We start from the raw sequence: 17,378 nt of genomic DNA, 5'->3' as shown, positions 1-17,378 counted from the left end.
CGCCCGGCCCGCCCACACTGGGCGAGGTCGCCGACATCGTCCGCCGGCACGGGCAGCTGCTGGCCGCGCACTTCGGCGAAGACAAGGGCATGCGCGACATCCGCAAGCACATCGCCTGGTACCTGCACGGCTTTCCGGCCGGATCGGAATTGCGCCGCGCGTTGGCGATGGTCAGCACGCTGACCGAACTCGACTCCCTGCTGGACCGGCTGGACGGCACCGTTGCTTTCCCGGACGCGGCGACCGGACCCCGGGGCCGGCAGGGTTCGCCCGCCCGAGTGGCCCTGCCCGAGGGGTGGCTGACCGACCCCGACGACTGCACCGTGCCGGCCGGGGCGGACGTCATGCACTCCGGCGGCTGAACCCGCGCGCTCTCTGAAATCGCGTCCCGCGGGATAACTCAGTACGATGTGGGCTTTGTTGCATTGCGCTCTGCGGCGGATCGGGTTACCCGGTTAACGCGCGCACACGGACACCACTGACGTCCGCATCAAGGATTCGGAGGCCGGTAGGACATGGGTGACGGCGAGTACGACGCCACTCCCGGCCGTCGGCGTGCCTCCAGCGCCGGCGCACCACCGACGCTTCGTCCCGCGCCGTGGGAGCGGTTCTCCGAGCCAGAGCTCAATGAAGGCGTCCACCGATGGCAGCCCGAGCCGTCCCTCATGGAGCCCGCGCGGCCCGTTATCGAGCCCCCCGTCGAGCCCGAAGCCAGTGACGACGAGCCTGCCGGCTGCCACACCTCCGGCGGAGTCACCGTTGCCGACCTGATCGCCAAAGTGGGTGGGTCCGCCGTCAGGCGGCCCAGCCACCACCACTTCGCCCCGGATGCCGCCGAGCCGGAAATACCCAACGCGTTGCAGGACACCCAGGTCATCGACACCCCGGCATACTCGCTGGACGTCGTGTCCGAGCTCGCCGACCTCGATGACACCTTCGACCCGCCAGTCGATGAGCCCGGCGACACCGCCGAAGGGCCGCTACGAAAACCCAAATCGCGGCGGCGGCCGCTGCTGCTCGCCGGGCGCTCACTGACGGCCCTGTTCGCCGTGCTTGCGCTAGTTCTGACCGGCGGGGCGTGGCAGTGGAGTACGTCGAAAAACAGCCGCCTCAACACGATCAACGCGCTCGACCCGGACTCGGGCGACATTCGCGACCCCGGTGGACAGTACGGCGACGAAAACTTCTTGATCGTCGGGGTTGACTCGCGCGCCGGGGACAACGCCAACATGGGCGCCGGCGACACCGACGCCGCGGACGGAACACGGTCGGACACGGTGATGCTGGTCAACATCCCGGCGAACCGCAAACGCGTCGTTGCGGTGTCGTTCCCCCGCGACCTCGCGATCACCCCGATGCAATGTGAGGCCTGGAATCCCAACACGGCCAAGTACGGACCCCTCTTCGACGCGAAGACCAAGACGTGGGGTCCCAAGATGATCTACACCGAGACGAAGCTGAACTCGGCGTTCGCCTTCGGCGGTCCCAAGTGTCTGGTGAAGGAAATTCAGAAGCTGTCCGGCTTGAACATCAACCGTTTCATCGCCGTCGACTTTTCCGGTTTCGCGAGGATGGTCGATGCCCTGGGCGGTGTCGAGGTGTGCTCCACCACGCCGTTGCACGACTACGAACTGGGCACGGTCTTGGACCATGCTGGCCGTCAAGTCCTCGACGGCCCAACCGCTTTGAACTATGTGCGTGCCCGCCAGGTCACCACCGAGACCAACGGTGACTACGGCCGGATCAAGCGCCAGCAGTTGTTCTTGTCGTCGCTGCTGCGTGCGTTGATCTCCGAGGACACGTTGCTCGATCTCAACAAGCTCAACAACGTCGTCAACTTGGTGATCGGCGACACCTACGTCGACAACGTCCAGACCAAAGACATGGTCCAGCTCGGTCAGTCGCTGCAGGGCATGGCGGCCGGACACATGACGTTTGTCACCGTTCCGACCGGCGTCACCGACCAGAACGGCGACGAGCCGCCACGCATGGCGGATATGCGGGCGCTTTTCGATGCGATCATCAACGACGATCCGCTGCCGGAGGAAAACGACCAGAACGCAAGGAATTTGGGGACTTCCCAAGCCTCGGGTCCGACCACCGCGCCCACCACCAAGAAGACGACACCTCCGAGCGCCGCTCCGGAAGCGCAACGCCAGCAGGTCACGACGGCCTCCCCGCAAGACGTCACGGTGCGGGTATCCAATGCGACCGCGCGAACCGGTCTCGCCGCGACCGCCACCACACAGCTCAAGCGGGACGGTTTCAATGTGATGACGCCTGATGACTACCCGAGTTCGGTGAACGCGACGACGGTGTTGTTCTCGCCCGGCAACGAACAGGCCGCGGCCGCGGTGGCGTCGTCGTTCGCCAACGCAAAGGTGCAGCGGGTCTCCGGCTACGGGCAGGTCGTCCAGGTGGTGCTCGGCCCCGACTTCAACTCGGTGAGCACTCCGGCACCGAGCGGTTCGCCGATCAGCATGCAGATAGAGCGTGGTTCCGGAAGCGCACCGACCAAGCTGCCCGACGACCTGAGCGTCACCAACGCCGCCGACACCACCTGCGGTTAACCGTTTCTCGCGTCGGTCGACCGCCTTGCCCTCGAGAACGTAGGCTTGAGGACATGCGGACCGCCTACCATGAGCAGCTCGCGGAATTGTCCGAGCGGCTCGGCGAGATGTGCGGGCTGGCCGGGATCGCCATGGAGCGGGCCACGCAAGCCCTGCTGCAGGCCGACCTGGTGCTGGCCGAGCAGGTGATCTCCGACCACGAAAAGATCGCCAGGCTGAGCGCACATGCCGAGGAAAGCGCCTTCGTGCTGCTGGCGTTGCAGGCTCCAGTCGCCGGTGACCTGAGATCTATCGTGAGCGCGATTCAGATGGTGGCCGACATCGACCGGATGGGCGCGCTGGCCTTACACGTCGCCAAGATCACCCGTCGGCGTCACCCCCAGCACGCCCTGCCCGAAGAGGTCAATGGCTACTTCGCCGAGATGGGCAGAGTCGCAGTCGAATTGGGCAATAGCGCGCAAGAGGTGGTTTTGTCCCGCGATCCCGAGAAGGCGGCCCGGATCCGCGAAGAAGACGACGCCATGGACGACCTGCACCGCCACCTGTTCTCGGTGCTGATGGACCGGGAATGGAAGTACGGCGTGGCCGCCGCCGTCGACGTGACGTTGCTGGGCCGGTTCTACGAGCGCTTCGCCGACCACGCGGTCGAAGTGGCCAGGCGCGTCATTTTCCAGGCGACCGGCAGATTCCCCGAGGACGATGCGGCGTCCGCCGGGCATCAGCCGAAGCGGCCGGAGATGTAGTCCTCGGTGGCTTTCTGAGTGGGGTTGGAGAAGATCTTCTCGGTGTCGTCGATCTCGATCAGCCGGCCGGGCTTTCCTACGGCTTCCAAGTTGAAAAACGCCGTCTGATCGCTTACCCGGGCGGCCTGCTGCATGTTGTGCGTGACGATGACGATGGTGTAGTCCTGCTTCAACTCACTGATCAGGTCTTCGATGGCCATCGTCGAGATCGGGTCCAGCGAGGAGCACGGCTCATCCATCAGCAACACGTCGGGTTGGACGGCGATGGCGCGCGCGATGCACAAGCGCTGCTGCTGGCCACCAGACAACCCGCCGCCCGGCCTGTCCATCCGGTCCTTGACCTCGTCCCACAGGTTCGCGCCGCGCAGTGAGTACTCGGCGGTCTCGTCGAGCAGCTTGCGATTGCGTACGCCCTGTAGCTTCAGGCCGGCGACCACGTTGTCCCGAATCGACATGGCGGGGAATGGGTTTGGCCGCTGGAACACCATCCCGATCGCGCGGCGAACTCCCACCGGGTCGATATTGGCGGCATAGATGTTTTCGTCGTCGAGCAACACGCTGCCCTCGACCCGGGCGCCGGGGATCACCTCGTGCATCCGGTTGAGCGTGCGCAGCACGGTGGTCTTGCCGCAGCCGGACGGCCCGATGAAGGCGGTGACGCTGCGGGGCAGGATCGACAACGACACGTCCGAGACCGCGTGAAAAATCCCGTAGTAGATGTTGACGTCTTTCAGGTCCAATCGCTTGGCCACTAACTACTCCTGCCCACGGCCCGATATCCGCGATCATCAGAATGAGGGTTAACGCGGCACCCCACAACTGGGCCGACGAGTGACTCCGGAAAGGGCGCGGCGGCAACCACACCCGAACCCGCCGGGTGGGTTTCTGTCACTGTGATCCCGTCACAGTTCGCTCCTTAAGCCCATGGCTACTGCAGTGCGTCGATCGCGGCGACCAATCGCTCCTTGACATTATCGGGCAGCGGAACATAGCCGGCCGCCGAGAGCCCGGCCTGACCGTCCTTGGCGGCCACGGTGAGGAACGACTTGATCGCCCGCGCGGTGTCGGGATCGTAGCCTTTCGAGCACACGATTTCGTAGCTGGCCAGCTCGAGCGGGTAGGCGTGCGGGTCTTTGGCGTCGTACATCGGGTTCAGGTCCAGCACCAGGTCGTTGCCGTCGGTCACGAAGCGGGCCGCGTTGGTCGCGTTGCGTGCCGTGTCGGCGCTCAGCGCAACCACGCCGTTGCCGGTGTCGATCCGGGCGTACGGCAGGTGGGCCTGATCGGCGAACCCCTTCTCGACGTATCCGATGGCGCCCGGCGTGGCCAGGACCGCCTGAGTGACGCCATCCGACTTCGTGGCGCCTCTGCCGACACCGCCCTGGAAGTCGGTGCCGACGCCCCTGGTCCAGCTCTGCGGCGCGGCCGCCGTCAGATACTTCTGCACGTTGTCGGTGGTTCCCGACGAATCCGACCGATAGATCGGCGTGATCTTGGTGTCCGGCAGGGCCACGCCCGGATTGAGCGCAGCGAGTATCGGGTCGTTCCACGCCGAAATCCTGCCGCTGAAGATTCTCGCCAGCGCGTCGCTACTGAGGACCAGCCCGCCGACTCCCGGCAGGTTGTAGACCAGCGCAACAGGCCCGAAAACCAACGGCAGATCCCACGCCGGGTTTCCGGCGCAGCGTTTGGCCGCCGGACCGATTTGATCGGCTACCAACGGGGAATCGGCTCCGGCGAAGTCGACATGTCCGGCGATGAACTGATCCCGGCCCGCGCCCGAGCCGCTCGGGTTGTAGGCCACCCGCTTGCCGGGGCAGGACCGGCCCCACACCTGGCTGAACAACTCCATCGCGTGCTCCTGAGCGGTCGAGCCTTCCGCGGTCAGTCCGTCCTTGCCGGCACACCCCGCCGCGCCGGCCGATCCCGGGGTGGCCGCCGAGGCGCCCCGATTGCCGTCGCTGCCACACCCCGCCAGGGCCCCGCCACCGACCAGCACCGCCAACATCGCGGCCGCCAGCGCCCTCCCCACCCTGTCGAGCCTCACGGATCTCGCTTCCTCGCGCATCGCGGATGCTTGTGGCGCCGGCGGCCACTCCCCCAAAGGAAGTTTGCCAAGTCACCGCGAAAGTATGCGTCGCGGGCACCCATACGAGTGGCGAGCATGTGAACGTGCAGTGAATAGTCCGCGGCCGGCGCGGCGTGTACCTGCGCCTCCGGTCAGCCGGCGCGCGACGCGTAGGCAGTGTCGACACTGTAGGTGGTGAAACCCGAGCGCTCGTAGGTCCGCACGGCCGCGACGTTGTCGGACTCCACGTACAGCATCACCGTCGGTTCGGCCGAGTCGGCGAGCCGCCGCGCCAGCGATTCGATGCCGATGGCCGTCAACAGCTGCCCCAGGCCGCGGCCCTGCGCGGATGGGTCGACACCCAGGACGTACACCTCGCCCAGGCCCGGCTGATCGAGGTGCACTTTTGTCCAGTGGAAGCCCAGCAGCCTGCCCGCGTGCTCACTCGCGGCGTCGGCGAACGCCAGGAACAGCCCCGACGGGTCGAACCATGGTTCGCTGCGCCGCTCCGCCAACTCGACTTCGGTCCAGCCACCTTGCTCGGGATGTCCGACGAACGCGGCGTTGTTGACCCGCAGCAACTCGGCGTCGTCGCCGACGCCCGCGTACGTGCGCACCTTGACCCCCGCCACGGGGGCCACGGTGTCGGGGACATCGCGCAGCGAGCGCCGCATCTGAACGAGTTCGCGGACGGGGATCAAACCCAACGCCGACGCCGCTGCCTGCGCGGGCTCGAGGGTGCCGTGCGCCCAAAACTGGTTGCGCCCTGCGGTTTTGGCGAGGGCCGCGCGTGCCAGCGCCGCGCCAATTCCGCGCCGGCGGGCCTGCGGATGCACCACCAGCTCGGCCATCCCCGCGCCGCCATCGCGTGGCGGGCTGAGGTTGAGGTAGCCGAGGAGCGCGGTGTCCGAACCGACGACCAGCAGGTGGTCGGTGCGGTCGTGGCCGAGTTCTCGCAGCACCTGTTCGCCGACGGGTGCGACGCCGTCGAATTCGGTTGCCGCCGAGACGAGTTCGCGCACGCCGTGCTGCTCTTCGGGGGTGAGCGCCGAGCGCCATTCGGGCTCGCGGTCCGACGACGTCACTGAGTGTGTAGCCGGTCGCCCAGCGGGTTCCCCAGGCCGTCTGTGTCGGGCTGGCCCTCTTCGGTCTCCTCGGATTCGGCAACGGGCGCCCGCCCGCGCGCCGGCCGGACGGCCTTGTAGCCCACGTTGCGTACCGTGCCGATCAACGCCTCATACTCGGGGCCGAGTTTGGCCCGCAGTCGCCGCACGTGCACATCGACGGTCCGGGTGCCGCCGAAGAAGTCATAGCCCCACACCTCGTGCAGCAGTTGCGCACGGGTGAACACCCGGCCGGCATGCTGGGCCAGGTACTTCAACAGCTCGAATTCCTTGTAGGTGAGATCAAGCGGACGCCCGCGCAATCGCGCGGTGTAGGTGCCCTCGTCGATCACCAGCTCGCCCAGGCTGACCTTGCCCGCGCTTTCCTGGTCGGCCAGCCCGCCGCGGCGGCCGATGACCAGCCGCAGCCTGGCGTCGATCTCGGCCGGCCCGGTGCTGGGCAGCAGGATTTCGTCCAAACCCCAGTCGGCGCTGACCGCCACCAGGCCGCCCTCGCTGACGACCGCCAGGACCGGGACCGACCGGCCGGCCGTGCTCAGCAAACGGCACAGGCCGCGCGCCGACGACAGGTCCGTGCGCGCGTCGACGAGCACGGCGTCCGCGGTTCCGGCCTCCAACAACGAAGACGGTTCTGGCGGCGCCGTCCGGACGGTATGCGGCAGCAGCGACAACGACGGCAGGACCGGGTCGGGATGCAGCTCCGAGGTCAGCAGTAAAAGCTCCAACAAGCCCCTCCAGCTCGTGGGAAAGGCATCTCCCAAATAGGTAACGCAACGCAGCGTTAGTGGCCAGGTCATCTAACGATAACGTGCCACCAGGCAGTTGGCCCGGCGACGAAGCCCTTCGGAGCGGAGTGTGACGAAGCGCTCTGGCCGCAGCGGGAGCGGTCGGCGCCCGGCGGCTGCAGCGGCCCGCCGATGGACAGGCCACAATATGCGGATGCGCAGGGTGCTGATCTGGATGATCGCGGCCGCCGCGGTAGCCGTGATCGCCATCGGGGCCGTCGGCGTCGACTACGGGGCCAGCATCTACGCCGAATACCGGCTGTCGTGCAACGTGCGCAAAGCGGCGAATCTGGGGTCAGACCCGTTCGTCGCGATCCTGGCTTTTCCCTTTCTTCCGCAGGCGATGCGCGACCACTACGACCAGGTCGAGATCAAGGCCAACGCCGTCGATCACGCGAAGGTCGGCAAGGCCACCCTCGAAGCCACGATGTATTCGGTCGACCTGACCCATGCGTCGTGGCTGATCAGGCCCGATGCGAAGCTCCCGGTGGGCCGGCTCGAGAGCCGCATCATCGTCGACTCGACGCACCTGGGCCGGTATATGGGCATCAGCGACCTGATGGTCGAGGCGCCACCGAAGGAAACCAACACCGCCACCGGCGGCGTCACCGCCTCGGGCATCTCCGACAACCACGGCCTGGTGTTCAGCGGCACGCCGCATTCGGCCGGCTTCGAGCACCGGGTCAGCGTTTCGGTGGACCTTTCCATCGCCCCCGACGACCAGGCGACGCTGCTGATCACGCCGACTGGCGTCCTGACCGGCCCGGACACCGCCGACCAGGCCGTGCCCGACGACAAGCGGGATGCGGTGTTGCGCGCATTCAACACCAGGCTGCCCAACCAGCGGCTTCCGTTCGGCGTCGCACCCACCAGCGAAGGCGCACGTGGCTCCGACGTCATCATCGAGGGCGTCACCCGGGGAGTAACAGTCAGCCTCGACGGGTTCAAACAGTCATGACTCGACGGGTTCAAACAGTCATGAATTGCGCCGACGACGATGCAGAGCGCAGCGATGAGGTGGGGGCACCTCCCGCTTGCGGGGGAGAGTGGCGCACATGAACACCGTCATCGTCGCGATCGTGGCGGCGGTCGTGGTGGCAACCCTCGCGGGATGGTTGCTCAACCGGCGCTCCGGAAACATCCGCGAAGTTCAGTCGGAGTCGGTCGCCGGCGTGGACGCCGCTGACCTAGGCCTTTCTCGCAGCGGACCGACCGTCGTGCACTTCAGCGCGCCGTGGTGCGGGCCCTGTGATCGCGTCCGCCGGGTGGTCGACCAGGTCTGCGATGACCTCGGCGACGTGGCCCACGTCGAGGTTGATTTGGACGCCAATCCGCAGGCAGCAAGCCGATTTTCGGTCCTGTCGCTGCCCACCACGTTGATCTTCGATATCGACGGGCGACAGCGGTACCGGGCCTCGGGAGTGCCGAAGGCCGCCGAGCTGCGGTCGGCACTCGAACCGCTGTTGGCTTGATCACCATGTCATTGGGTAAGCTTGCCGACGTGTCAGCCCGCCTCGAGCCCATGCTCACCAAGCGTCGCGCAGTCGATCTGTGCCGCATCGCGGGTTGTTGTTGTTGCTGTAGCTGCTGAGTAGCCGCGCCCTTCCGCGTAGCTCTCGGAGCAGCCCGGAGCCCCACCGTGGCATGCCTCCACCGTTTCCGTGCAATAGGCGTACCTAGGAGTCGTTCGTGTCAAGCAGCAACACCAGCACCCAGCCGGACCGCGTCGACGTCCGCGGGCCCAGGTTCACCGCCTGGGTCACGACCGCGGTCCTGGTCGTCACGCTGATCGTCTCGGCGGTCAGCGCGCCGGCCGCCGCGCTCATCCTGGCTCTACAGGCCGTGGTTTTTGCCATCGGTGCCGCGGGCGGGCCGCGCCGTCATCCCTATGGGCGGATATTCGCCGCCATCGTGGCGCCCAGGCTGGGCCCGGTCACCGAGCGCGAACCGGTGCCGCCGCTGAAGTTCGCCCAACTCGTCGGACTGATCTTCGCGGGCGTCGGCGTCGCCGGATTCGCGGGCGGCGCGCCGCTGCTGGGCGTCATCGCCACCGCGGCGGCTCTGGTTGCCGCCTTCCTGAACGCGGCCTTCGGCATCTGCCTTGGCTGCCAGCTCTACCCCCTCGTCGCGCGTTTCCGGCCGACCGCCCGTTCCGCGCAACCCGGCTGACCACCTCGTTAGAAGAAACCGAAAGGAACCCCACCATGGCACGCTCCGACGTCCTGGTCTCCGCTGACTGGGCCGAGAGCAATCTCGACGCCGCGAACGTCGTCTTCGTCGAGGTCGACGAAGACACCAGCGCCTACGACGGCGGGCACATCCCGGGCGCGATCAAGCTGGATTGGCGCACCGACTTGCAGGACCCGGTCAAGCGCGACTTCGTCGACGCCCAGCAGTTCTCCAAGCTGCTCTCCGACCGCGGCATCTCCAACGACGACACCGTGATCCTTTACGGCGGCAACAACAATTGGTTCGCCGCCTACGCGTACTGGTACTTCAAGCTCTACGGCCACGACAAGGTCAAGCTGCTCGACGGCGGTCGCAAGAAGTGGGAGCTCGATCGGCGCCCGCTGTCCAGCGACACCGTCAGCAGACCCACGACCTCCTACACGGCGGCCGCGCCGGACAACAGCATCAGAGCATTCCGCGACGAGGTCATCGCCGCCATCAACACCAAGAACCTCGTCGACGTACGTTCGCCCGACGAGTTCTCCGGCAAGATCCTCGCGCCGGCGCACCTGCCGCAGGAGCAGAGCCAGCGGCCGGGCCACATCCCCGGCGCGATCAACGTCCCGTGGAGCAAGGCCGCCAACGAGGACGGCACCTTCAAGTCCGACGAGGAGCTGGCCAAGCTCTACGCCGACGCGGGGCTGGACGGCACGAAAGAAACGATCGCGTACTGCCGAATCGGGGAGCGTTCGTCGCACACCTGGTTCGTGCTGCAGGAATTGCTGGGACACAAGAACGTTAAGAACTACGACGGCAGTTGGACGGAATACGGCTCCCTGGTGGGTGCCCCGATCGAGTTGGGAAGTTGATATGTGCTCTGGACCGAAGCAAGGGCTGACATTGCCCGCGAGCGTCGACCTGGAGAAGGAAACGGTGATCACCGGCCGCGTCGTTGACCGCGACGGCCAGGCCGTCGGTGGTGCGTTCGTCCGCTTGCTGGACTCTTCGGACGAGTTCACGGCCGAGGTCGTCGCATCCGCCACGGGCGACTTCCGGTTCTTCGCCGCTCCGGGGTCCTGGACGGTGCGCGCGCTGTCGGCGGTCGGCAACGGCGACGCCGTGGTGACGCCGTCCGGCGCGGGCATCCACGAGGTGGACGTCAAGGTCGCCTGACGGCGGCCCCGACCGGAAGGTCCCGCACGCCGGGGGACGAATAGACTTGCCCCCGTGGTGCTCTTCTTCGAGATCATCCTGGTCGGGATGACGGTGTTCATCTCATGGTTCGCGCTGTACACGCTCTACCGGCTCATCACTGACGAGTCGTGACGTCCGAGGCCCCTGACGGACCGGCCGGTTCCGCGGGTTCCGGCGATCGTGCCGTGGCCGCCGCTGCCGAACGTGCCAAGGTCACCGCATCCCGCAACATCCCCGCCTTCGACGACTTGCCCGTCCCCGCCGATACCGCCAACCTGCGTGAGGGTGCCAACCTCAATGACACGCTGCTGGCACTGCTGCCGCTGGTCGGCGTGTGGCGTGGCGAAGGTGAGGGCCGCGCGGCCGACGGCGACTACCGATTCGGTCAGCAGATCGTGGTATCGCACGACGGCGGCGACTACCTGAATTGGGAAGCCCGCTCCTGGCGGCTCGACGACGCCGGCGAGTACCAGGAACCCGGCCTGCGCGAGACGGGATTCTGGCGTTTCGTCAACGATCCCGACGATCCGAGCGAGTCCCAGGCCATCGAGTTGCTGCTGGCCCATTCGGCCGGCTACGTCGAACTGTTCTACGGGCGCCCCCGCACCCAGTCGTCGTGGGAACTGGTGACCGACGCCTTGGCCCGGAGCCGATCCGGAGTCCTTGTCGGCGGGGCCAAGCGCCTCTACGGCATCGTCGAGGGCGGCGATCTGGCCTACGTCGAGGAACGCGTGGACGCCGATGGCGGTCTGGTGCCACACCTTTCGGCGCGGCTGTCGCGGTTCGCCGGGTAATTGCGGTTGGCGGCAGTGGATTCCGTAGCCGGCTAAGCCGACCGAGGCCTGACATGGAGCGGCCCCCGAGCGATGCTCCTGGTTGGACAGACCGGAAGCTCGGGGGCCGGGTGGCTACGGGGAATTCGCCAGCGCGCGTTGATCGCTAGCTCTTCCGAGCCAATGCAGCTAGCGCGTAGCCACCTCACATGTCCATGAAGCTATCAATTTCGCGGACCACCTCCTTCCTTGTGTACGGCCGACCGTACCCGCCATTGCGCGAGGCGACAACAGAATTCAGCGCTCAGCGATCGCTGACGATCGCCGCGTCCACCAGTTCGGCGAATTCGGCGGCCAGCGGGGACCGGGGCAGTGACCGGCCGTCAAGCGTGTGCACCCGGGCCGCCAGCGTCATGCTCGACACCAGCCAAATCCCTTGGGCAGCATGCAAATCCGCGACCCGCAGCGCCCGATAGTCGCAGTCGTAGCCCTTGGCCCGGGCGACCTCGAACAGGGCCTGTTGCGTCGTACCCCGCAGGATCGGGTACCACGGCGGCGGCGTCAGCAGGCACGGATCACCCGCCCCGGACTGGGTGGCGATGACCACCGTCGAGCGGGGGCCCTCCAGGATGAAGCCGTCCGAGCTGACGAAGATCACGTCGCCGGCACCCTGCCGGGCGGCATGGCGCAGGGCGGCCATGTTGACCGCGTACGACAGTGTTTTGGCGCCGGCCAGTAGCCACGGCATCGCGTCGGCGCCGGTGGCCGGCAATCCGCGGTCCAGCGTGAGCGCCGACAATCCGTCACGCCGGACCGCGGCGACTCGTTCCGGGACGGGAGTGACCATCACGTACGCCGTGGGAGCTGATCCGCTCTCGCGGCCCCGGCTGCAGATCAACCGCATCGCGCCCTCGTCGGCGGTGTTCGCGACCCACTGCCGCGTCGCCACCTCGATCGCGTGCCGCCAGCCCGTGAGATCGGGCGCGGGCAGATCCATGAATTTCGCCGACTGCGTCAGCCGCTGCAAATGGGATTCGACCAGACACGCGGTGCCGTCGCGGACCAATAGCGTCTCGAAGATGCCGTCGCCGCGAACGGCGGCGAGGTCGTCGGCGTGCAGCAGCGGGGCCTCTGGCGGATGTATCTCACCGTCCAGCGTGACGATCACACCCATGGTGGTGAAGCTTAGCCGCGAGCGTGCGGCTAGCCGCACCGTCGGGGTCGAGCGTGCGGCTAGCCGCACACTCGGCTCCGTAGAGTTGAGTCATGAACGCAGTCCCTGCGCCCGACCCCGGCCCCGACGCGGGTGCGATCTGGCATTACGGCGATCCGCTGGGCGAGCAGCGGGCGGCCGAAACCGATGCGGTGGTCGTGGACCGCTCGCATCGCGCGGTGCTCACCCTGACCGGAAGCGACCGGCAGATCTGGCTGCACAACATTTCGACCCAACACGTCAGCGACCTCGCCGAGGGCGCCAGCACCGAAAACCTCAGCCTCGACGGCCAGGGCCGGGTCGAGGACCACTGGATCCAGAGCGAGCTGGGCGGCACCACCTACCTCGATACCGAACCGTGGCGGGGCGAGCCGCTGCTGAGCTACCTGCGCAAGATGGTGTTCTGGTCCGACGTAACGGCAGCCGCCGCGGACATGGCGGTGCTGTCACTGCTCGGGCCGCGGCTGGCTGACCAGGCGGTGCTGAACGTGCTGGGGCTGGATAGCTTGCCCGCCGAGCTGACTGCGGTCCCGCTCGCCGGTGCCGGCTTTGCGCGGCGGATGCCCGCCGCCATTGCCGGCCACATCGAGCTGGACCTACTCGTAGCGCGTGGCGAGGCGGACGGGTGGAAGGCCCGCCTGCAGCAGGCGGGCGTGCGCCCGGCCGGAGTGTGGGCCTACGAGGCCCACCGAGTCGCGGCCCGTCGTCCCCGGCTCGGTGTCGACACCGACGAGCGCACCATCCCGCACGAGGTGGGCTGGATCGGCGGTCCGGGTGAAGGAGCGGTCCATCTGGACAAGGGCTGCTATCGCGGGCAGGAGACCGTCGCGCGGGTCCATAACCTCGGGAAACCGCCGCGGATGCTGGTGTTGTTGCACCTCGACGGTTCGGTGGAGCGACCCTCGACGGGCGACGCGGTGCTGGCCGGCGGTCGCACCGTCGGACGCCTCGGAACGGTCGTCGACCACGTGGACCTGGGGCCGGTGGCGCTAGCGCTGCTCAAGCGCGGGCTGCCCGCCGTCACCGAGCTCGCGATAGGCGACCAAGCCGCGGTCATCGACCCCGACTCGCTGCCGGCCGTCGAACAGATCGGCGCGGGCAGGCTGGCCGTTGAACGGTTGCGGGGAGGTACGCGATGATTGGCGATATGGTCCGCCACGGCGGGCAGGGGGCACCGGCGCCCAACCGTGCGGCACGGTAAACTGTCGGCAGGACAATAACGACACCAAGAGATCGGAGCCGCCTACTCGTTAGGCCGCTCCGTTATTGCGCGAGGGGGTTCCCCCATGGGCCGCGGCCGGGCTAAGGCAAAGCAGACCAAGGTTGCTCGAGAACTTAAGTACAGCTCCCCGCAGACCGACTTCCAGCGGCTCCAGCGCGAGCTGTCAGGGACGAGCGCAGACGATTCCGACGAGCCGAACGGCGAGGCCGCTGACGACTCGTGGGATCACGAGGACGACTGGCGCCGCTAGACCACTCTTGTATGCCGATGCGTTTCGCGTCGGCATCGTGCTTGTCGTAGTCCCTTAGAACCGCGGATGTTGTCCGACCAGCCGGGCCCGCGGGCCCGCTTTGCCACCCTTGCAAACGGTTCCCAACACCCAGCTGTCCAAGTGCCGTGCGGTCAGGATCGCCAGGGCGCGGTCGGTGTCTTCCGGGGCCACGACGGCGATCATGCCGACGCCCATGTTGAACGTCTTTTCCATCTCCTCGCGCGTAACCCGGCCCCGCTGGGCGATCATCGCGAACACCGGCGCGGGCGTCCACGTGCCGCGGTCGACCTCGGCGGTCAGGCCATGCGGGATGACGCGTTGCAGGTTTCCGGCCAGCCCGCCGCCGGTGACGTGGCAGAACGTACGGACGTGGGTTTCGGCGGCCAGCGCCAGGCAGTCTTTGGCGTAGATCCGGGTGGGCTCCAGCAGTTCCTCGCCCAGGGTGCGGCCGAACTCCTCGACATAGCCGGCGAGGTTCATCCGGTCGATTTCGAGCAGGACGGTGCGCGCCAGCGAGTACCCGTTGGAGTGCAGGCCCGATGAGCCCAGCGCGATGATGGCGTCGCCGGGCTTGACGCGGTCAGGCCCCAGCACGTCGTCGGCCTCGACGATGCCCACACCAGTGGCCGAGATGTCGTAGTGATCGGGTTCCATCAGACCGGGGTGTTCGGCGGTCTCACCGCCGAGCAGCGCGCATCCCGCCCGCACACATCCCTCGGCGATGCCGCTGACAATCGCGCTCAGTCGCTCCGGCACGGTCCGGCCGACGGCGATGTAGTCCTGCAGAAAAAGCGGTTCGGCGCCGCAGACCACGAGGTCGTCGACGACCATCGCCACCAGGTCGAGCCCGACGGTGTCGTGTTTGTCCATCGCCTGAGCGACGGCGAGCTTGGTGCCGACGCCGTCGGTGGAGGCCGCGAGCACCGGTTCGCGGTAGCCGCCGCGCAACGCGAACAGTCCGGCGAATCCGCCCAGCCCGCCGCGCACCTCGGGCCTGGTGGCCTTGGTGGCCAGCGGCTTGAACAATTCGACAGCGCGGTCGCCGGCCTCAATGTCCACCCCGGCCGTCGCGTAGGTGATGCCCTGGCCGCCCGGGCTGCGTCCGGGGCTCTTTCCGGGATCCGTCATCGCGATAAAGGCTACCGGGCGGCGCTCCCCGCCGGTATCAAACGTCGTCAGTGCGCGACCGGTAGTTCGGGTACGTCGCCGGGCGCCAGATCGTCGAGCCCGGACCCCCGCGCCGCGTTGGCGAGCATGTGCTCGATGACGTTCTTGCCGAGCGCGGTTTCGCTGGGCAGTTCGATCGGATACTTGCCGTCGAAGCAAGCGGTACACAGCCGCGAGGCCGGCTGCTCGGAAGCCGCGACCATGCCCCGCAGCGAGACGTAGCCGAGGGTGTCCGCCCCGATCGCGTGCCGCACCGCTTCGAGCATTTCCGCCTCGTCCTCGACGGCGTTGGCGATCAGCTCCGCCGGTGACGGGAAGTCGATGCCGTAGAAGCACGGCCACTTCACCGGCGGCGAGGCGATGCGCACGTGGACCTCGACGGCACCGGCCTCGCGCAGCATTCGCAGCAAGGCGCGCTGCGTGTTACCCCGAACGATCGAGTCGTCGACGACGATGAGCCGCTTGCCGCGGATCACCTCCCGGAGCGGGTTGAGCTTCAGCCGGATGCCGAGCTGGCGGATGGTCTGCGACGGCTGGATGAAGGTGCGCCCGACATAGGCGTTCTTCATCAGGCCCTGGCCATACGGGATGCCGGACTCCTGCGCGTATCCCACCGCGGCGGGCGTGCCGGATTCCGGCACACCGATCACCAGGTCGGCCTCGACCGGGCATTCGCGGGCCAGCCGGCGCCCGATCTCGACGCGGGTGGCGTGCACGGACCGGCCGGCGATCGTGCTGTCCGGACGCGCGAGGTAGACGTACTCGAACACGCAGCCCTTGGGCGTGGGGTTGGCGAAACGAGTGGAGCGCACCCCGTCGGCGTCGATGGCCAGCAGTTCACCCGGTTCGATGTCGCGCACGAACGAGGCACCGACGATGTCGAGCGCAGCGGTTTCGGAGGCCACCACCCAGCCGCGATCCAGCCGTCCGAGCGACAGCGGGCGCACCCCGTAGGGGTCGCGGCACGCATACAGCGTGTTCTCGTCCATGAACGTCAGGCAGAATGCGCCGCGCACGGTCGGCAGCAGTTCCAGCGCCGCCTGTTCCAGCGTGGAATCGGCCGCACCGTGGGCCAGCAGCGCGCCCAGGATGTCCGAGTCGGTGGTCGCCGGCGCGGGGCAGCGCTTGGCGATCAGCCCGGCATCGCGGGCGCGGGCCGCAAGCTCAGCGGTGTTGACCAGATTTCCGTTGTGCCCCAAAGCAACTCCGGTGCCCGCCGCGGTGTTGCGGAACACGGGCTGGGCGTTTTCCCACGTGGTGTCGCCCGTGGTGGAGTAGCGGCAGTGCCCGATGGCGACGTGGCCTTGCATGGCGCCCAGCGTCTGCTCGTCGAACACCTGACTGACCAGGCCGAGGTCTTTGAACACCAGCACCTGCGAACCGTCGGCGACTGCGATGCCCGCGGCCTCCTGGCCGCGATGTTGCAGCGCGTACAAGCCGTAGTACGTGAGCTTGGCGACTTCTTCACCGGGGGCCCAGACCCCGAATACGCCGCACTCTTCACGGGGCGAGTTCAGGTCCTGCTGGGGTTCCTGGACGGTCACGGGTTGGCGGCTCCCTGGGGAACGGTTGGTGACGTAACGGAGTCTACGGGCACGGTGGCCTCAGCGACGAATTCAGCACGCGTGTTGGGCACCGAAATATGCATGTTTAAGTCTAAACCTGCAGTTCAGGGTGATGTTCAGCCGACAGCTATCAGGGGCAGCCAGTGGTCGATTTCACCCGCCCGGGAGCCCGATAACGTCAGCGTGCCGGCGCTCTTCGCCTGCGCCAGCGACGCCATCCCGGTGGCGAGCAGCAGCCATGTCCGTGGATCGGCCTCCACCACATTGGGTGGGGTGCCGCGGGTGTGCCTGGGCCCGGCGACGCACTGCACCGCGACGAACGGCGGGATCCGGACCTCGACGCTGGCGCCGGGCGCCACAGCGGCCAGGGTGCGTGCGGTGAGGCGCACCGCGGTCGCCAGGGCATCGCGGTCGGGCGCCGGACGGGTTTCGTCGCGCAACCACTCGACGACGGCCAACACGGCCTGCCGGGTCTTGGCCGGATCGACTTTCTGACGGACGGCCATACCTCAGG

At 67.6% G+C, this 17,378-nt stretch carries 19 protein-coding genes; 11 read left to right on the top strand and 8 right to left on the bottom strand.

The window, feature by feature from the left end:
- The 3 genes from A5744_RS21330 to phoU all read left to right on the top strand — a co-directional run.
- On the top strand, positions 1-362 hold a 362-nt coding region (locus A5744_RS21330; RefSeq protein ID WP_170874553.1), incomplete at its 5' end, for a tRNA-dihydrouridine synthase.
- 153 nt (positions 363-515) lie between these two features.
- Positions 516-2,570: an LCP family protein gene (locus A5744_RS21325; protein WP_076064339.1), complete on the top strand. Its 2,055-nt coding sequence runs from the start codon at positions 516-518 to the stop codon at positions 2,568-2,570.
- Between the two features lie 53 nt (positions 2,571-2,623).
- Positions 2,624-3,313: a phosphate signaling complex protein PhoU gene (phoU, locus tag A5744_RS21320; protein WP_076064338.1), complete on the top strand. Its 690-nt coding sequence runs from the start codon at positions 2,624-2,626 to the stop codon at positions 3,311-3,313.
- Here the strand turns inward: phoU and pstB are convergent.
- From pstB to A5744_RS21300, 4 genes are all read right to left on the bottom strand, one after another.
- On the bottom strand, positions 3,289-4,065 hold the full coding sequence (gene pstB / locus A5744_RS21315; protein WP_076064337.1) for a phosphate ABC transporter ATP-binding protein PstB: 777 nt from the start codon (positions 4,063-4,065) through the stop codon (positions 3,289-3,291). The two genes, phoU and pstB, sit on opposite strands and share 25 nt — an antisense overlap.
- A 176-nt stretch (positions 4,066-4,241) precedes the next feature.
- Positions 4,242-5,360 (bottom strand): phosphate ABC transporter substrate-binding protein PstS, encoded by a 1,119-nt coding sequence (gene pstS, locus A5744_RS21310; RefSeq protein WP_076064369.1) that lies wholly within the window; start codon positions 5,358-5,360, stop codon positions 4,242-4,244.
- A gap of 173 nt (positions 5,361-5,533) precedes the next feature.
- Positions 5,534-6,466, bottom strand: coding sequence for a mycothiol synthase (mshD, locus tag A5744_RS21305; protein WP_076064336.1), 933 nt, complete (start codon positions 6,464-6,466; stop codon positions 5,534-5,536).
- Complete coding sequence (locus A5744_RS21300; protein ID WP_139329555.1) at positions 6,463-7,233, bottom strand: response regulator transcription factor; 771 nt, start codon at positions 7,231-7,233, stop codon at positions 6,463-6,465. Before A5744_RS21300 ends, mshD begins: the two co-directional genes overlap by 4 nt.
- Before the next feature lie 205 nt (positions 7,234-7,438).
- On the opposite strand from A5744_RS21300, the gene lmeA reads away from it, so the two are divergent.
- The 6 genes from lmeA to A5744_RS21270 all read left to right on the top strand — a co-directional run bounded on the left by lmeA (position 7,439) and on the right by A5744_RS21270 (position 11,447).
- Positions 7,439-8,248, top strand: coding sequence for a mannan chain length control protein LmeA (gene lmeA / locus A5744_RS21295; RefSeq protein WP_076064335.1), 810 nt, complete (start codon positions 7,439-7,441; stop codon positions 8,246-8,248).
- 97 nt (positions 8,249-8,345) lie between these two features.
- Entirely contained in the window at positions 8,346-8,762 is a 417-nt protein-coding gene (locus A5744_RS21290) for a thioredoxin family protein (protein ID WP_076064367.1), read from the top strand.
- A 217-nt stretch (positions 8,763-8,979) separates the two neighbouring features.
- Positions 8,980-9,459: a DUF4395 domain-containing protein gene (locus A5744_RS21285; RefSeq protein ID WP_076064334.1), complete on the top strand. Its 480-nt coding sequence runs from the start codon at positions 8,980-8,982 to the stop codon at positions 9,457-9,459.
- A 35-nt stretch (positions 9,460-9,494) separates the two neighbouring features.
- Entirely contained in the window at positions 9,495-10,328 is an 834-nt protein-coding gene (locus tag A5744_RS21280; protein WP_076064333.1) for a sulfurtransferase, read from the top strand.
- A 1-nt stretch (position 10,329) separates the two neighbouring features.
- Entirely contained in the window at positions 10,330-10,632 is a 303-nt protein-coding gene (locus A5744_RS21275; protein WP_076064332.1) for a DUF1416 domain-containing protein, read from the top strand.
- Positions 10,633-10,781: 149 nt separating this feature from the next.
- Positions 10,782-11,447 carry an FABP family protein gene (locus tag A5744_RS21270; RefSeq protein ID WP_076064331.1) on the top strand — a complete coding sequence of 222 codons (666 nt, stop codon included), beginning with the start codon at positions 10,782-10,784 and terminating at the stop codon, positions 11,445-11,447.
- Positions 11,448-11,730: 283 nt separating this feature from the next.
- Here A5744_RS21270 and A5744_RS21265 read toward each other — a convergent pair whose 3' ends face one another.
- Positions 11,731-12,594: an aminodeoxychorismate lyase gene (locus tag A5744_RS21265; protein WP_139331443.1), complete on the bottom strand. Its 864-nt coding sequence runs from the start codon at positions 12,592-12,594 to the stop codon at positions 11,731-11,733.
- 98 nt (positions 12,595-12,692) lie between these two features.
- Between A5744_RS21265 and A5744_RS21260 the strand changes: the two genes are divergently transcribed.
- Entirely contained in the window at positions 12,693-13,778 is a 1,086-nt protein-coding gene (locus A5744_RS21260) for a folate-binding protein YgfZ (protein ID WP_076064329.1), read from the top strand.
- Positions 13,779-13,925: 147 nt separating this feature from the next.
- Positions 13,926-14,111, top strand: a complete 186-nt coding sequence (locus A5744_RS21255; RefSeq protein ID WP_076064328.1) for a DUF3073 domain-containing protein — start codon at positions 13,926-13,928, stop codon at positions 14,109-14,111.
- 54 nt (positions 14,112-14,165) lie between these two features.
- Here the strand turns inward: A5744_RS21255 and purM are convergent, their stop codons facing one another.
- The 3 genes from purM to A5744_RS21240 all read right to left on the bottom strand — a co-directional run bounded on the left by purM (position 14,166) and on the right by A5744_RS21240 (position 17,370).
- Complete coding sequence (gene purM / locus A5744_RS21250) at positions 14,166-15,260, bottom strand: phosphoribosylformylglycinamidine cyclo-ligase (protein ID WP_076064327.1); 1,095 nt, start codon at positions 15,258-15,260, stop codon at positions 14,166-14,168.
- Positions 15,261-15,307: 47 nt separating this feature from the next.
- Positions 15,308-16,843 (bottom strand): amidophosphoribosyltransferase, encoded by a 1,536-nt coding sequence (gene purF / locus A5744_RS21245; protein WP_076064326.1) that lies wholly within the window; start codon positions 16,841-16,843, stop codon positions 15,308-15,310.
- A 137-nt stretch (positions 16,844-16,980) separates the two neighbouring features.
- Positions 16,981-17,370, bottom strand: coding sequence for a sterol carrier family protein (locus tag A5744_RS21240; RefSeq protein WP_076064325.1), 390 nt, complete (start codon positions 17,368-17,370; stop codon positions 16,981-16,983).
- Between the last annotated feature and the right edge of the window lie 8 nt (positions 17,371-17,378).

Source organism: Mycobacterium sp. IS-1264 (genome assembly GCF_001954195.1).
In the GTDB taxonomy this organism is placed as follows: domain Bacteria; phylum Actinomycetota; class Actinomycetes; order Mycobacteriales; family Mycobacteriaceae; genus Mycobacterium.
The sequence above is the reverse complement of the archived record's forward strand: the minus strand, read 5'-3'. Positions and strand labels throughout refer to the sequence as shown.

What these genes read in the sequence shown, in the direction of transcription:
- A5744_RS21240 (WP_076064325.1), bottom strand. Translation starts at nt 17,370, where the DNA reads ATGGCCGTCCGTCAGAAAGTCGATCCGGCCAAGACCCGGCAGGCCGTG.
- A5744_RS21325 (WP_076064339.1), top strand. Translation starts at nt 516, where the DNA reads ATGGGTGACGGCGAGTACGACGCCACTCCCGGCCGTCGGCGTGCCTCC.
- A5744_RS21260 (WP_076064329.1), top strand. Translation starts at nt 12,693, where the DNA reads ATGAACGCAGTCCCTGCGCCCGACCCCGGCCCCGACGCGGGTGCGATC.
- A5744_RS21280 (WP_076064333.1), top strand. Translation starts at nt 9,495, where the DNA reads ATGGCACGCTCCGACGTCCTGGTCTCCGCTGACTGGGCCGAGAGCAAT.
- A5744_RS21255 (WP_076064328.1), top strand. Translation starts at nt 13,926, where the DNA reads ATGGGCCGCGGCCGGGCTAAGGCAAAGCAGACCAAGGTTGCTCGAGAA.
- phoU (WP_076064338.1), top strand. Translation starts at nt 2,624, where the DNA reads ATGCGGACCGCCTACCATGAGCAGCTCGCGGAATTGTCCGAGCGGCTC.
- A5744_RS21275 (WP_076064332.1), top strand. Translation starts at nt 10,330, where the DNA reads ATGTGCTCTGGACCGAAGCAAGGGCTGACATTGCCCGCGAGCGTCGAC.
- purM (WP_076064327.1), bottom strand. Translation starts at nt 15,260, where the DNA reads ATGACGGATCCCGGAAAGAGCCCCGGACGCAGCCCGGGCGGCCAGGGC.
- lmeA (WP_076064335.1), top strand. Translation starts at nt 7,439, where the DNA reads ATGCGGATGCGCAGGGTGCTGATCTGGATGATCGCGGCCGCCGCGGTA.
- A5744_RS21290 (WP_076064367.1), top strand. Translation starts at nt 8,346, where the DNA reads ATGAACACCGTCATCGTCGCGATCGTGGCGGCGGTCGTGGTGGCAACC.